Source organism: Microbacterium sp. H1-D42 (assembly GCF_022637555.1).
In the GTDB taxonomy this organism is placed as follows: domain Bacteria; phylum Actinomycetota; class Actinomycetes; order Actinomycetales; family Microbacteriaceae; genus Microbacterium.
In genome coordinates this window covers 3,281,907-3,296,298 of sequence record NZ_CP093342.1, presented here as the reverse complement: position 1 = coordinate 3,296,298, position 14,392 = coordinate 3,281,907, and the positions used below count along the sequence as shown (strand labels likewise).

Genomic DNA, 14,392 nt, shown 5'->3' with positions numbered 1-14,392 from the left:
TCGCCGCGGGTCAGTCGATGCCGACGTCGGACGGGGCCACAGGGCGCTCGACCGTCCGGTCCCAGGGCAGCGCCCAGCCTGTTGCATCGAAGAGCGCGTCGAGGATGCCGGCGGTGAACCCCCACACGACCGTGCCGTCGATGTCGAACGCCGGCCCGCGGTAGCTCAGCCCACCGCGGCTCAGCACCGAGGTGTACCGGTTCGCCGGATCCAGCAGCTGGGCCACCGGCACGCGGAAGACATCCACGGTCTCGGCGTGATCGACCGCGGCCACCCGCGACGGCTTGCGCCACCAGCCGAGCACCGGGATCACCAGGTAGTTGCTCACCGCCAGAGGAATCTCCGGCAGCGCACCGAGCACCTCGACGCCATCAGGGTCGAGGCCGGTCTCCTCTTCGGCCTCGCGCAGCGCGGTCGCGATGGCGTCAGCATCCTCTTCGTCCTGCCGGCCGCCGGGGAACGACACCTGCCCCGGATGCGAAGACAACGTCGCGGCCCGCCGCTGCAGCAGCACGTCGAGATCGGCCGCGACGGTCAGCTCGTCACTGCGCGCCGGGATGCTGTCGAGCCGCCCGAACAGTACGAGCACCGACGCGGGCAGTGGGTCGGCCGTCTCGAGAGGGAACGCCGGCAGCCAGTCGCCCGCGCGCTGCGTGATGGCGATCAGGTCATCCCTGGCGCTGTGGATCGTCTCGGCTGAAGCAGTCATCTGCATCGACCTTATGCCCGGTCGCCCACCCCAGGGCCCGCCGAACGCACGGGTTGCTGTCGAGCGCCCGGGACGTTCACGCGAATTGACTGTGCACTCGGCGAGGTGTCGTGCTCTCGACGGAAGGGCGGCGGCAGGGGGGAGGAGGCGGCGGCGTAGCCTGGAGGCATGGCCAGCCGCAGGATCGACATCGGGGACGGACGAGCGGCGCTCGCCGCCGTCGCCGCGGGAGACGCTGCGCGCCCGGCCACCGCGACTGCGGTGCGGTATCTGCTGCAGCTGCTCGATGAGAAGGCGCCGGGCAACAGCGTCGAGGTGCGGGTGCCGCCGTTCGGCGCTGTGCAGGTCGTGCAGGGTCCGCGGCACACCCGGGGCACCCCGCCCAACGTCGTCGAGATGGACGCGGCGACGTGGATCGCGGTCGCCACCGGCGCCGAGCAGTGGTCGGATGCCGTCGTCGCCGGCCGCATCGTGGCATCAGGCACCCGCGCCGATATCGCTGAACTCCTGCCGCTGCGCCCCTGACAGGCGCGACTTCGTCGCACCTGATGTCGCCGAACGCACGAGATCCTGGCGAGTGCACGACCTGTTGGCGTGAACGTCTCGTGCATTCGTCGAGATCCCGTGCTCTCGACCAGAGGTGCGCGGGGGCAGAGCACGCATAGCCGCACCGTGGGACAATAGGTGCATGTCCCGCAGCTCCACCCACCAGACCGTCGAGGCCACGGTGCGCCCCGTTCCGCGCTATGGCGTGTTCATCGGGCTCGGGGTCGTGCTCGGAGTGATCGTCGCCGGCATCCTCATCGCGATCGGCAACTACGAGCCCTCGAAGGTGCTCGACGTCGTCTACCCTCCCGGGCAGGTCTTCGGATTCGCTCTGCTGTGGACGATTCCGATCGGCATCGCGCTCGGCGCGGGCGTCGCGCTGATCCTCGACCGCGTCGCGCGCAAGCACGCGCGCGTCGTGACGGTCGAGCACGAGCGCGTCGTCGCCTCGGATGCTGACGCCGAGGCATCCGCCTAAGCGAGCTCCCCTATTACCGGCCGCATGGCCGCGTCGAAGGCGACCACGTCGCGCCGCAGCCCGTCGGTGACCGCGACGCTGAGCGTGCCGATCCACCAGATGCCGCGCTGACTGAACGGCAGCACCTGCACGTTCAGTTCGAACGAGTGCGCCCGCCTGCCCACGTCGCGCTCGAACTCGGCGATCGCGCTGGCGTACGCCCGGTACGCCCCGCCGGAGGAGCTCACCGAATCGACGTAGCGGTTGTGCGCGTTCTGCGCGTACCGCAGGGCGGCGGCGGCGTGCGGCACCATGGCATCGCGCAGCTCTTCGGCGCCGCTGGTCGGCAGCGCCACGAGCGTGTCGAAGCCGTCGACGAGATCGAGCGGCACCTCCGAGCGGTGCGCGCGCGGCTCGACCGTCATATCCCAGTACTCGCGCCACTGGTTCTCGAGGGCGTCGTCGACGTCGGTCGCGTCCGGAGGGCGCACGTCGAGTCCGCGCAGGCTCGGCAGGTCGGATGGCTCTCGGATGCCGATCAGCTGGCGCACCGCCAAGGCCACCAGCACTGATGTGCCGGCGTCCTCGCGGATCAGCCATTGCGGCTTATCGACCATGGCCCCATCGTAGGCAAGTGACACGCGGGATGGAACGATGTGGTGTTGTCGGCGTGGGATGGATTCTGCCGGGGTCGCTGTCAGCGGCGACGGGAGAGGATGCGACGGCGCAGCCGCTCGCGACCACGGGACGGCGGACGCGTGGCATCCACCAGCGCCTGGCGAGCTGCGGCGAGCGTCGGGTAGCTGCCGATCCGGCGGCTGTGGCGGTCGTGCACCACGTGGGTGCTGTTGTCGACGGTCACGAAGCCGGCGAACTCGCCCTGGCTCGTCGCGACGAAGACGTCGTCATCGGCCTGCTGCCAGGCCAGCTCTGCGGGGGTGAGGTTCGTTTCGCTTTCAATGGGCGCGTCAGAGCGCGCGGAGATTTCGGTACTGCTCATGATTTCTTGATTCGTGTGCGGGCGGCACGCTGCCGCCTTCTTTCAGCTGGGCGGCGGATCCGCATCGGTGCGATTCCGGCTTTTACGGCCCGTGCTGGGATGTGCGCTGCGCCGGTGAGATTCGGCGAACGATCGCGCAACCGTTCACTTTAGCAGATCGGAGCGGTCAGTATCGAATCGGGTGTGATCCGCGGCCCGACTTGCAGGCCAGACCCACCCCCACGGGCCGGTAGGCTGTAGGCGTGGCAGAATCCTCCACCAACCCCTATGCCCAGGCCGGTGTCGACACCGCCGCCGGTGACCTCGCCGTCGAACTCATGAAGGCCTCCGTGCGCGCGACGCACGGGCCGGAAGTGCTCGGCGGAGTAGGCGGCTTCGCCGGCATGTTCGACGCCAGCGCACTGCTCGGCTACAAGCGTCCGCTGCTGGCCAGCAGTACCGACGGCGTCGGCACGAAGGTCGCCATCGCGCAGGCCATCGACAAGCACGACACGATCGGGCAGGACCTGGTCGGCATGGTCGTCGATGACATCGTCGTGGTGGGGGCGAAGCCCCTGTTCATGACCGACTACATCGCGTGCGGCAAGGTCGTGCCGCAGCGCATCGCCGACATCGTGCGCGGCATCGCCGAGGCGTGCTCCGCCACCGGCACCGCGCTCGTCGGCGGCGAGACCGCAGAGCACCCCGGCCTGCTCGGCCCGCGTGACTACGACGTGGCCGGAGCTGCGACGGGTGTCGTCGAAGCGGATGCCCTGCTCGGGGCCGACCTGGTGCGTGACGGCGACGCGGTGATCGCGCTCGCCTCCAGCGGTCTGCACTCCAACGGCTACTCGCTCGTGCGCCACATCGTCGCGAACGCCGGCATCGGCTACGGCGACAATGCCGCCGATTTCGGAACCACGTGGGGCGAGACGCTGCTCGAGCCGACCCGGCTGTACACGACTCCGCTGCTGACGCTGATCGACCAGCTGCCTGCGGGCAGCATCCACTCGCTCAGTCACGTCACGGGCGGCGGCATCGCCGCCAACCTCGCCCGGGTGCTGCCGCAGGGCAGCTGGGCAGAGGTCGACCGCGCGACCTGGTCGCCGAGTCCGGTCTTCCGGGTGCTCGCCGACATCGCAGGCACCCCGATCGTCGACACCGAGGGCACCTGGAACCTGGGCATCGGCTTCCTCGCGGTGGTCGCGGCAGACCAGAAGGATGCTGCCATCGCGAAGATCGAGGCGCAGGGCATCCCGGCATGGCAGGTCGCGACCGTGCACACCGGCGCACGTCCGGCCGGACATTTCGAAGAGGGCGCCAAGGGCGTCGACGGCGGGGCAGTGCGCCTGGTCGGATCCTACGCAGACGGAGCAAAGTAACACCCATGTGCGGCATCGTCGGAATGGTCGGAAGCGGCCCCGTCAACCAAGACATCTACGACGCCCTGCTGCTGCTGCAGCACCGCGGCCAGGACGCCACCGGCATCGCCACGGTCGAGCCGAGCGGCGTCATGCACATGGCCAAGGCCGAGGGCATGGTGCGCGAAGCGTTCCGCACCCGCGACATGCGCGCGCTGCTCGGCAACGTCGGTCTCGGACACGTCCGCTACGCCACGAAGGGCACCGCCTCCAACGAGGAGGAGATGCAGCCGTTCTACGTGAACGCGCCCTATGGCATCGTGCTGATCCACAACGGCAACCTCACCAACACGCGTGAGCTGACCGCCGACATGGCGCACCGCGACCGCCGGCACCTGAACTCGTCCAGCGACACCGAGCTGCTGCTGAACGTGCTCGCCGGCGAGCTGCAGGCATCCACCTCGACCGTCGACCTCGATGCCGAGCGCATCTTCGACGCCGTCGAGCGCACGCAGAACCGCATCGAGGGCGCCTACGCGGTGATCGCCATCATCGCCGGCTACGGCCTGCTCGCCTTCCGCGACCCGTTCGGCATCCGCCCCCTCATCCTCGGGCGCCGCAAGGCCGCCAGCGTCGCCGACGACGGCACGGTGACCCGCCAGAGCGACGGCCGTGACGAGTGGGTCGTCACGAGCGAGTCGCTGGTGCTCGAGAACGCCGACTACGAGGTCGTGCGCGAGGTCGAGCCGGGCGAAGCCGTGTTCATCACGAACGACGGCGAGCTCTTCACCCGTCAGTGCGCCGACAACCCGCAGCTGACCCCCTGCGCCTTCGAGTACGTCTACCTCGCGCGTCCCGACTCGGTGATGAACGGCGTCTCGGTGTACGAGTCGCGCCTGCGCATGGGCGACAAGCTGGCCGACACGATCGCCAAGCACGTGCCGCTGGACGAGATCGACGTGGTCATGCCGATCCCCGACTCGTCGCGCCCGTCGGCGATGGAGGTCGCCCGCAAGCTCGGCAAGGAGTACCGCGAGGGCTTCTACAAGAACCGCTACGTCGGACGCACGTTCATCATGCCGGGGCAGGCGGTGCGCAAGAAGAGTGTGCGGCAGAAGCTGAACGCCATGTCGACGGAGTTCCGCGGCAAGAACGTGCTGCTCATCGATGACTCGATCGTCCGCGGCACGACGAGCAAGCAGATCATCCAGATGGCGCGTGACGCCGGTGCCAAGTCGGTCATCTTCGCGTCGGCGGCGCCCCCGGTGCGCTACCCGCACGTGTACGGCATCAACATGCCCTCCAAGCACGAGCTGGTCGCTCACGGCCGCACGATTCCCGAGATCGCCGAAGAGCTCGGATGCGATCGCATCGTCTACCAGGAGGTCGACGACCTCAAGGCAGCGATCATCGAAGGCTCCGAGCTGACCGATCTCGACATGAGCTGCTTCGACGGCCGGTACATCACCGGCACCGTCACGCCCGAGTACCTCGACTGGGTCGAGAAGTCGCAGACGTCATGACGGCCTCGAGCGCGCGGCCGCTCTGGAAGGGCCGCACGCTCGCTGTGCTCGGCATCGTGCTGTGCGCGTTCTCCCTGCGCTCAGCGGTCGCGTCTCTGTCTCCGGTCGTCGATCTGATCGGTGCGGACTTCCCCGTCTCGTCGGCCGTGCTCGGCGTGATCGGCACGCTGCCGCCGGTGTGCTTCGCCGTCTTCGGGCTGCTTACGCCTCTGCTGGAGCGGCGGCTGGGGATCGAGCGGCTCACCGTCATCGCTCTGGTCGCGATCACGATCGGGCTGGTGTGTCGCGGGCTGGTCGGTGGGTCGGTCGGGCTGCTGCTGACGACGATGGTGATCTTCGCCGGGGTCGGGATGGGCAACATCCTGCTGCCGCCGCTGGTGAAGAAGTACTTCCCCGATCGCATCGGGCTGATGATGACGCTGTACACGACCGCGATGGCGTTCTCGACGTTCGTTCCGCCGCTGGTCGCCGTCCCGGTGGCTGAGGCCACGGACTGGCGCTTCTCGTTGGCGATGTGGGGCGCGTTCGCCCTCGCCGGCGCGATCCCGTGGCTGCTGATCCTGATGCGACCAGGGCCTCCGGTTCCTGAGCGGGCGAAGCGAGACTCAGGGCCTGAGGTCACCAAAGGGGCCGGGTCGGCAGCATCCGACTCCCCCACCCTCACCGGCCCGATCGCGACATCTCCCACCACGCGCCGACTGTTCGGGCGCCTCGCACGCATCCCGCTGGTGTGGGCGCTGGCCTTCACGTTCGGCACCTCCTCGACCATGGCGTACGTGTCGTTCGCGTGGCTGCCGGCGATCCTGACCGACATCGCAGGAGCGAGCGCCGCGAGTGCCGGCTTCCTGCTGTCGCTGTGGGCGTTCATCGGCCTGCCGGCATCGCTGCTGGTGCCGGTGCTGGTCGTGCGATATCAGGCGACGCGTCCGCTGTTCATCTTCGGATCGGTCGGCGGACTCGTCGGCATCGCGGGGCTGCTGCTCGCGCCGGTGCCGGCGCTGCTGCCGCTGTGGATGGTGCTGTTCGGTCTGGTGGGGTTCCTGTTCCCGCTGTCGCTGGTGCTGATCAGCATCCGATCCCGCACGCCCGAGAGCGCGGTGCTGCTCTCGAGCTTCGTGCAGAGCGTCGGGTACACGTTCGCGGCCGTCTTCCCGCTGCTGGTCGGCGTGCTGCACGGGGTGACCGATGGCTGGACGGTGCCGCTGCTGATCGTCGCGGGTGTGCTGGTCGTGACCTTCCCTGCCGGGATGATCGCCGGGCGCCGCCGCACGATCGAAGACGAGTGGGAGCGCCGGCACGGCACCTGGTGATCCGCAGTGCGGCTCAGGTCGAGCTGCGGATGACCCGCGGCACCACCTTCACCATCACCACCATGATCACCAGTTCCACCAGCGTCTGAGTGACCACGGCGAGAGGTGCGAGGTCGAACGCGGCGGGCAAGGCGAGCACCAAGGGCAGCACGACCAGTGAGTTGCGGGTCACTCCGCTGAAGACGATGGCGCGCTGCGCTCTGGCATCCGACCGCCCAGCGCGGCCCATCCGCACGCCGAGGCCGAACATCACCACGGCGAACAGCACGTACACCGGCACGGCCAGCGCAAGCGCGCCGAGCCGTGCGCCGACCCCGGAGACCTGTGACGCGACCACCACAGCCAGCGTGAGCATCATCAGCGGCACCATCGTCTGCAGCGCCCATCGCCGCAGACGCTCTGCCCAGGGCATCCGCCGTGCGAGCATCTGCGTGAGCGCCGCCGCCGCGAGAGGTGCGGCGATCAGCAGCAGGAACGCCTCGACGAACGGTCGCGCATCGACGACAGCGACGAATTCCGCGCCGACGAACAGCCACAGATACACGGGCAGCAGCAGGATCTGCGCGAGCATGAGCAGGGGAGTGGATGCCAGCAGCCGATCCTTCGCTCCGCCGGCGAGTCCGGTGAAGACGATCACATAGTCGACGCACGGGGTCAGCAGCACGAACAGCACGCCCACCAGCAGCGCCTGATCGTGCGCGACGATGCGCGACAGCATCCACACCACCACCGGTGCGACGACGAAGTTCAGCACCAGAACCGTCGTGAGAAAGCGGCCATCGCGCGCCGCGCGGCCGATCTGCGCGAACGGGACCCCGAGAAACGTGACGTACAGCAGCAGCGCGAGCACGGGGGTGATGGATTGCCCCGCCGGAACAGCGACCGACGGCGCGAGCAGTCCGACGGCCGCGCCGACAGCAAGGGCGAGCAGGTAAAGCGCGACCTGGTGGCGCTCCATCCAGTCCATCGGGTGCTCCCGCTCTGATCCGGGGGTGTTCACCGCGCCGCCGGCGCCGCCGTGCTGTCGCGCACCACCAGGCTGGTCGGGATGAGCGGGTTCTCGGGGATGGGATCCCCGTCGATCATCGCGAGCAGGATCGCCGTCGCCCGCTGGCCGACGGCGGCGAAGTTCTGGTGCACGCTCGTCAGCGAAGGCCAGAATCCGGCACCGTCCGGGCTGTCATCGAACCCGACCACGCTCAACTGCGCGGGAACGCTCAGCCCGCGCCGGTGCGCTGCGCTGAGCAGACCCAGCGCCATCTCATCGTTGGCGACGAACACCGCTGTGGGCGGGTGGTCGCCGCCCAGCAGAGACTCGCCAGCGGCGCGACCGGATGCTGCCGACCAGTCGCCGCGCAGGATCTCGGGCGCTTCGAGATCGTGCTCGCGCATGAACCGGCTGTACGCCTCGGCGCGGTGCCGGGCCGAGAAGGAATCGTCTGGGCCGGCGACATGCGCGATGCGGCGATGCCCGAGATCGAACAGGTGCTGCATCGCCAGGCGCGCGCCCTGCTCCTGGTCGGTGTCGACGAGCGTGTACTGGGACGTGGGATCGGAGTCGACGACCACCAGCGGCACGCCATCGGTGAGGGCGAGGTCATGAGGGGAGTTGATCTTCGCCGACATCAGCAGGATGATCCCGTCGACGGCCTGCTCCTGCAGTCGCCCGAATGCGCCGGCCAGGTTGCCGCCGGTCGGGTCTGACACCGGGATGAGCGTCGTCGTGTACCCGGCGCGCGTGGCCGCCTCGGCGACGGCGCCGAGGGTGCGCTGGTTGCCGAGCGCGGTGATGTTGAAGGTGACCAGGCCGATGCTGTGGAACCTGCCCGACTTCAGGTTGCGGGCAGCGGAGTTCGGTCGATAGCCCAGCTCTTGCATCGATGCGAGCACCCGCTCTCGCAGGGCGTCGCTCACGTGCACGTAGCCATTCGCGACGCGTGACACGGTCTGTGCCGAGACGCCGGCGAGCCGCGCGACGTCCTTGATCGACGCGCGTGAGGGGTGCTCCGGTGCGGCGGTCATCGTGTCGCTGACATTAGTCGATCGGGTGCCGCGGAGCGGGGAGCCGGCAGCATCCGACTCAGCCGAAAGTCACCTCGTCGCCGACGCGGATCACGCCGCCGAGGCCCGCCGCGTCGCCGACCGCGCCGTTGACGCCGTCAAGCAGCAGCAGGTGCCCCAGGGTCGGCTCCGGCAGGCCGACGCCGCGAGTGAGAGTGGTGAGCACTTTGGCGTCTCGGATGCCCGTATCGGGGTTCGCGTGGGTCGCGAGGCACCGCACGATCGGTCCCTCGGCGCTGAAGCGCACATCGCCGATGCGCACCTCGCCCTGCCAGGACAGCTCGTCCCAGGCATCCACCCCGTCGATCACCACGTTGGAGCGGAACCGACGGTCATCGACCTGCTGTCCGAGCGCGTCACTCAGCGCGTCGATGCTGGCGTGGCTGTGCACGCTGACGAACCCGCGCGAGCGGTCTTGAAAGCGCGAGCTCTCGCCGTCGCCGACCAGCACCAGCGGCAGGCGCCCCTCGCGCTGCAGCAGCTTCCACTCGGGGGAGTCGAGCACGAAGGCCGTCATGATCTCGGTGAGCTCAGCGCGACCCTCGGCATCGAGCACCACTTCGATCAGCAGCTCGTCGTCGTACGCGACGCGCACCCGGCGCGCGTCGTGGTCGTATGACACCTGCAGCGCGGCGAGCGTCGGGAACGACTCGAGCGCGAGGCCCTTCGACTTCGGCCAGTAGTCCAGCCCATCCCGGTCCTCGGGCTCGACGGCGTTGCCGAAGCGGAACGCCAGCACTCGGTCGCCGGCAATGCGGCCATCGGGCTGCACCACGAGCTCATCGAGGCGCTCGGGCGTGAACCCCTTGATCGGGTGACGGTACAGCGCGACGACACGGGGCATCACCCCATCCTGCCAGTCGCTCGACGCGCGCGGTCGCGCAACCGGGTGCGTTGAGCTCGATCAGAGGGCACGACGAAGCCCCGGAGGGACAGTAGCCCTTCCGGGGCTCACATCATTGGAAGACGAGGAGCTCAGGCTCGCTCGAGTTCGTCCTCATCTTCGTCGGCATACTCATCGGCCCACTTATCGACGTATTCGTTGCCGTCGGTGTCCGGATGCCCGAGCTCACGCTCGAGTGCCGAATAGTTCACCTCAGGACTGTACGACTTGAGTTCGCGGGCGATTTTGGTGTGCTTCGCCTTCTGACGGCCACGGCCCATGCGCGAGACCCCCTTTTACGAGTTCAGCAGCGGGCTGGTGAAACGCCCGATGATATTCACGGCACCGGCTTGAGGCCGGTAAGAGTAGCATTCAGGATAGCACGCACGCCAGAGTATCCGGCCGTCCTGCGGCCGCCCCGCGGAAGGATCGACATGACCGATTCCACTCCTCCAGCATCCGACGAAGCGGCACAGAATGCCGCCCTCCAGAAGGCCGTCATCGTCGGGTTGCAACCCGGTCAACCCGAGCACGTGCTCGAAGAGGCATTGCGCTATGCGAAGCTGCTCGGTGCGCCGCTCGTCGTCGTGCACGTCGACGTCACCCGCTTCGTCACCTTCGAGGATCCGGACGGGTACGTGCACTCCGCTCCCATCGATCTGAACCTCGATGCCGGAGTCGCCGAGTTCGAGGATGTGCAGAAGACCGCCGAGCAGATGCTCGAGAAGGCCGACATCGTCTGGACCGCTCGGCAGCTGGTCGGTGACCCTGCGCTGGCGATCAAGCACCTCGCTGAGAAGCTCGACGCGCAGCTGATCGTCGTCGGCACCCGCAAGCGCGGGTTCGGCGAGTCGATTCGCGAGTTCTTCACCGGCTCGGTCGCTGCGCGTCTGGCGCACCGCCAGCACCGCTCGGTGCTCGTCGTGCCTCAGGAGGAGCCGGTTCCAGACGACCAGGAGGACGTCTGGAACGAGTAAGTCGCCAGGCGGCTCAGTCGCCGTCGTTGTACAGCGCCGACATCGCCTCGAGGTTGGCGCGGGCGCTCTCCGCGGCGGCAGCTCCGTCACGGCGCCGGATGGCGTCCAAGAGGTCTTCGTGGCCGCGAGGGTCGTCACGGCGGAACCCGTCGCGTTCGGCCCCGAGGCGCACGTATTCACGCAGCTGGGGGAGCAGCGCGCTGTAGACCTCGAAGAGGATCGGATTGCCGGCCGCAGCCGCGATCGCCTCGTGCACAGCGACATCCGCATCGAGCCATTCATCACCCTCGGCGCCTGAGCGGAGCGCGAGCAGTTCTTCGATCCGGGTGATGTCCGCCTCGGTCGCGCGCGCCGCAGCCAGGCGGGCCAATGGCGGCTCCAGTGCTGCGCGCGCCTCGAGCACGTGTTCGAGGGCGGCGCCTGAGCGTGCGAGGGCTCCTGGCACTTCGCTGCGCGCCCGCACGAAGGTGCCATCGCCGCGACGGATCTCGAGCATGCCGCTGTACTGCAATGCCCGCAGCGCCTCGCGCAGGGTGCCGCGGGCGACGCCCAGCTGGGCCATCAGCTCGGTTTCGGGTGGGATGCGCTCGCCGACGGGCCAGTTGCCCTCGGCGATCTCATCGCGCAGCTTCTCGACGACGTGGTCACTGAGGGAGGCGCGGGGCACGGGCTGCAGAGGCACTCGCCCAGTCTAGAGCAGTTACAATGGCTAGACGTTAGACCTCTGGATGGTTAGATGAATTTCCCCTCGCGCCGCTCGTTCGTGCGCATGCTCGTGGCCCTTCTGCTGCTCGCAGTCAATCTGCGGCTCGCTGTGACCAGCGCCGCGGCGCTGCTCACGCTGCTCATCGGCGACGGAGCGCTCACCCCGCAAGCGGCGGTGCTGGTGCCGGCGCTGCCGACGGCGATGTTCGCCATCGCGGGAGTGTTCACGCCATGGCTGAGTCGACGGCTGGGCGCGGGGTCCGCGGTGTCCTGGGCGATGGTCATCCTCATCGCCGGGCTGCTGCTGCGCAGCATCCCGCATCCGATCGCCATCGTCGCCGGCACCGCATTCGCCACCGCCGGCATCGCGGTCGTCAACGTGCTCATGCCCGCGCTGGTGCGCGCGGCAGCAGGCACGCGGATCCGTGCCGTGACGACGGCCTACACGACACTGATGTCGCTCGCTGCGGCTCTCGGCGCCGCCGCGGCAGTGCCGAGCGCGCTTCTGCTCGGCTCGTCGTCGCTGGGTCTCGGCATGTGGGCGCTGCCCGCCATGCTCGCGCTGGTGGTGTGGATGCTCGTCGCGCGCAGCGCCGACGTGAACGGAGCGATGGCGTCACGGGCATCCGACTCCGGCCGCCCACTGCCCGCCGGCACCTGGGCGCTGACCGGCTTCTTCGCGCTGCAGGCGCTGTCGAGCTATGTGCTCATGGGATGGCTGCCGACCATCGCCATCGACGCCGGCATCGACCCGACCCGCGCGGGGATGCTGCTCGCGATCGTCATGCTGCTCAGCATCCCGGCCGCCATCGCCGCGGTGAGCGTGTCGCACAGCGTGGTCGGCGTGCGCGTCGGGGTGGTCGTCGTCGGCATCACGAGCATCGCGGGGATGCTGGGTTTCTGGCTGGCGCCGACCCTCGCCCCCGAGGTCTGGGCGGGCCTGCTCGGCATCGGCTCCGCGGCATTCCCCTTGGCGCTCGCGCTCATCGCCCGGGCCGGCAGCAGCGCCGCCGACACGGCCAGGGTCTCTGGTGTCGCCCAGGGCGTCGGCTATGCGATCGCGACGCTCGGGCCGCTGGGCGCCGGTGCCTGGCACGGCCTTGGCGGTGACTGGGGCGCGGTGCTCGCCGTGCTCGTCGTCGGCGCCGCGCTGCAGGCGGCCATCGGACTTGCGCTGGCTGCTCCGGGGCGCCGCCGCTCAGATGCCTTCCCGACGCCGCCTTCAACCACAACTGTTCCCGTATGAGTTCGTGTCGCCTGAATTGCGATCAAGCGACACGAACTCATACGGGAACGAGGTGTGGGTGGGTGCCCGGCGGGAGCGGGGTTACTCCGACCGGGCGGCCAGGGCGCGGGTGACCTCGTGGGCGGCGTCGTCCATTGCGCGCTCGAGATCCTTGACGACGGATTCCGACAGAACGCCGCCGCGGGCCACGTGCGTGCGCAGGTCGGTGCGCACCTGTGCCCGGAATGAGTTGATCGCAGCATCAGCCCGCTGAAGGTGCTCGCGGCTGGTGACGCGCTCGTCGCTCATCCCCTCGGCCCGTGTGCGCTCCTTCGCCGAGCGCTTCTCGTCCTGTGCGGCGGTGGCGAGGTCGGCCCGAAGGCTGCGCATGGCCTCCTGCACGCTCTGGCGCACCTCGCTGGCGATCAGGCGCACCGAGTCGGAGAGTCCCTCCTCGATGCCGACGAGGTCCTCCTCGCGGGATGCGAGCTCGGCGCGACCGGCATCGGTGATGGCGTAGATCGTGGTGCGGCCATCGACGGTCTTGGTGACCAGGCCCTCTTCCTCGAGCTTCGCCAGTCGTGGATAGATCGTGCCGGCGCTGGGCGTGTAGGTTCCGCCGGTGCGGTCGGTGAGCGCCTGGATGATGCCATAGCCGTGCTGCGGTGCCTCGGCCAGCAGTGCGAGCAGGTACAGGCGCAGGTCGCCGTGCGAGAAGACGGCGGGGCTCATGATTCCCACTCCGCGTCGTCGGCGACCGAGACCTGCGGCCGGCGCAGCACTGCGACGCCACCCGAGACCGAGTTGGCGCGCACGTCGACGAAGCTGCCGGCGAGTTCGCCCATCTGGCCGTTGTAGCTGCCGAGGCCCCCGCTGGAGCGCTGGACGCCGTCGACCATGAGCTTGCCACTCAGGCTGCGCAGCGCGTAGTTGGCGGGCAGGGTCTCGTCGAGGCGGATCTTCATGCCACCCGAGACGGTGTTGAGGTTGATCGTGTTCATGTCGCCGATGGCGTCGACGAGCACGTCGCCCGAGACCGTGTCGACGGTCGCCTTGCGCATCGTGCCCGTGACGGCCACGTCGCCCGAGACGCTGTTCGCGTTGATGGAGCCCACCAGGCCGCGCACCTGCACGTCGCCGGAGACGGAGTTGACGGTGAGGTCGCCGGTGATGCTGTCGGCGATGATGTCGCCCGAGACGGTGTTCAGCTTGGCGTCGTTGCGGATGCCGGAGACGAGCGCACCGGCGCTGACGACGCCGAGCGTGAGGGCGATGCCGCGGGGGACCGCGATGCTGACCTCGGCCTTCGGGCCGCCGGCGCCGAAGTTGCGGAAGACATCGAGGAAGTTGTCCCAGCCGATCTGGGGGTGATCGATCTCGATCTGGCCGCCATCGGATTCGATGCGCAGTTCCTTCGTGGTGACGCCGTGCACCTCGATGCGGATGCCGGGTTCGTCGTGTGCGATGACATCGACCTGTCCGCCCACGAGCCCGACCTTGAGCTTGGATGCGGAGGCGATGTCGATGACGCGTTCTTCGCCGGGGGCGATGAGCCACTTCTCGGTCATGTCGTTCTCTCCTTGTTGGGGGCGATATCGAGATATATCGCGTTGAAAGAACGGTAACACGATATATCTCGAGTTTGGGTGGGAGTTC

Annotated in this window: 17 protein-coding genes; 7 read left to right on the top strand and 10 right to left on the bottom strand. The window is 68.8% G+C overall.

Annotation, left to right across the window (positions count from 1 at the left end; genetic code table 11):
- Positions 1 to 10: 10 nt before the first annotated feature.
- On the bottom strand, positions 11 to 709 hold the full coding sequence (locus MNR00_RS15560) for a CoA pyrophosphatase (RefSeq protein ID WP_241926818.1): 699 nt from the start codon (positions 707 to 709) through the stop codon (positions 11 to 13).
- Between the two features lie 168 nt (positions 710 to 877).
- Between MNR00_RS15560 and MNR00_RS15555 the strand changes: the two genes are divergently transcribed.
- Together MNR00_RS15555 and MNR00_RS15550 are read left to right on the top strand one after the other, a co-directional pair.
- Positions 878 to 1,234: a sterol carrier family protein gene (locus MNR00_RS15555; protein WP_241926817.1), complete on the top strand. Its 357-nt coding sequence runs from the start codon at positions 878 to 880 to the stop codon at positions 1,232 to 1,234.
- Between the two features lie 163 nt (positions 1,235 to 1,397).
- Positions 1,398 to 1,733, top strand: a complete 336-nt coding sequence (locus tag MNR00_RS15550) for a potassium transporter Trk (RefSeq protein WP_241926816.1) — start codon at positions 1,398 to 1,400, stop codon at positions 1,731 to 1,733.
- Here the strand turns inward: MNR00_RS15550 and MNR00_RS15545 are convergent.
- The gene (locus MNR00_RS15545) at positions 1,730 to 2,329 is read right to left on the bottom strand and encodes a zinc-binding alcohol dehydrogenase (RefSeq protein ID WP_241926815.1); all 600 of its coding nucleotides are present in this window, start codon (positions 2,327 to 2,329) and stop codon (positions 1,730 to 1,732) included. The genes MNR00_RS15550 and MNR00_RS15545 overlap by 4 nt on opposite strands.
- A gap of 80 nt (positions 2,330 to 2,409) precedes the next feature.
- Complete coding sequence (locus MNR00_RS15540) at positions 2,410 to 2,712, bottom strand: hypothetical protein (protein ID WP_241926814.1); 303 nt, start codon at positions 2,710 to 2,712, stop codon at positions 2,410 to 2,412.
- Between the two features lie 242 nt (positions 2,713 to 2,954).
- Between MNR00_RS15540 and purM the strand changes: the two genes are divergently transcribed.
- Genes purM through MNR00_RS15525 form a run of 3 tightly spaced genes read left to right on the top strand, consistent with a single transcriptional unit; the run spans position 2,955 to position 6,885 of the window.
- Entirely contained in the window at positions 2,955 to 4,073 is a 1,119-nt protein-coding gene (purM, locus tag MNR00_RS15535; protein ID WP_241926813.1) for a phosphoribosylformylglycinamidine cyclo-ligase, read from the top strand.
- 5 nt (positions 4,074 to 4,078) lie between these two features.
- Positions 4,079 to 5,575, top strand: a complete 1,497-nt coding sequence (gene purF / locus MNR00_RS15530) for an amidophosphoribosyltransferase (protein ID WP_241926812.1) — start codon at positions 4,079 to 4,081, stop codon at positions 5,573 to 5,575.
- Entirely contained in the window at positions 5,572 to 6,885 is a 1,314-nt protein-coding gene (locus tag MNR00_RS15525; protein WP_241926811.1) for an MFS transporter, read from the top strand. The genes purF and MNR00_RS15525 overlap by 4 nt, the downstream gene beginning before the upstream one ends.
- Before the next feature lie 13 nt (positions 6,886 to 6,898).
- Here the strand turns inward: MNR00_RS15525 and MNR00_RS15520 are convergent, their stop codons facing one another.
- The 4 genes from MNR00_RS15520 to MNR00_RS15505 form a co-directional block, all read right to left on the bottom strand.
- Positions 6,899 to 7,852: a bile acid:sodium symporter gene (locus tag MNR00_RS15520; RefSeq protein WP_241928868.1), complete on the bottom strand. Its 954-nt coding sequence runs from the start codon at positions 7,850 to 7,852 to the stop codon at positions 6,899 to 6,901.
- Positions 7,853 to 7,881: 29 nt separating this feature from the next.
- On the bottom strand, positions 7,882 to 8,907 hold the full coding sequence (locus tag MNR00_RS15515; RefSeq protein ID WP_241926810.1) for a LacI family DNA-binding transcriptional regulator: 1,026 nt from the start codon (positions 8,905 to 8,907) through the stop codon (positions 7,882 to 7,884).
- Between the two features lie 58 nt (positions 8,908 to 8,965).
- Positions 8,966 to 9,790: an MOSC N-terminal beta barrel domain-containing protein gene (locus tag MNR00_RS15510; RefSeq protein ID WP_241926809.1), complete on the bottom strand. Its 825-nt coding sequence runs from the start codon at positions 9,788 to 9,790 to the stop codon at positions 8,966 to 8,968.
- Positions 9,791 to 9,921: 131 nt separating this feature from the next.
- Complete coding sequence (locus tag MNR00_RS15505; RefSeq protein WP_241926808.1) at positions 9,922 to 10,110, bottom strand: DUF3073 domain-containing protein; 189 nt, start codon at positions 10,108 to 10,110, stop codon at positions 9,922 to 9,924.
- Positions 10,111 to 10,263: 153 nt separating this feature from the next.
- Between MNR00_RS15505 and MNR00_RS15500 the strand changes: the two genes are divergently transcribed.
- Complete coding sequence (locus MNR00_RS15500; protein WP_241926807.1) at positions 10,264 to 10,806, top strand: universal stress protein; 543 nt, start codon at positions 10,264 to 10,266, stop codon at positions 10,804 to 10,806.
- A 13-nt stretch (positions 10,807 to 10,819) separates the two neighbouring features.
- Here the strand turns inward: MNR00_RS15500 and MNR00_RS15495 are convergent, their stop codons facing one another.
- Entirely contained in the window at positions 10,820 to 11,488 is a 669-nt protein-coding gene (locus tag MNR00_RS15495) for an FCD domain-containing protein (protein WP_241926806.1), read from the bottom strand.
- 54 nt (positions 11,489 to 11,542) lie between these two features.
- On the opposite strand from MNR00_RS15495, the gene MNR00_RS15490 reads away from it, so the two are divergent.
- Positions 11,543 to 12,757: a hypothetical protein gene (locus tag MNR00_RS15490; RefSeq protein WP_241926805.1), complete on the top strand. Its 1,215-nt coding sequence runs from the start codon at positions 11,543 to 11,545 to the stop codon at positions 12,755 to 12,757.
- An 81-nt stretch (positions 12,758 to 12,838) separates the two neighbouring features.
- Here MNR00_RS15490 and MNR00_RS15485 read toward each other — a convergent pair whose 3' ends face one another.
- Together MNR00_RS15485 and MNR00_RS15480 are read right to left on the bottom strand one after the other, a co-directional pair.
- Positions 12,839 to 13,468 carry a PadR family transcriptional regulator gene (locus MNR00_RS15485; RefSeq protein WP_241926804.1) on the bottom strand — a complete coding sequence of 210 codons (630 nt, stop codon included), beginning with the start codon at positions 13,466 to 13,468 and terminating at the stop codon, positions 12,839 to 12,841.
- Positions 13,465 to 14,304, bottom strand: coding sequence for a DUF4097 family beta strand repeat-containing protein (locus MNR00_RS15480; RefSeq protein ID WP_241926803.1), 840 nt, complete (start codon positions 14,302 to 14,304; stop codon positions 13,465 to 13,467). Before MNR00_RS15480 ends, MNR00_RS15485 begins: the two co-directional genes overlap by 4 nt.
- Positions 14,305 to 14,392: the final 88 nt, after the last annotated feature.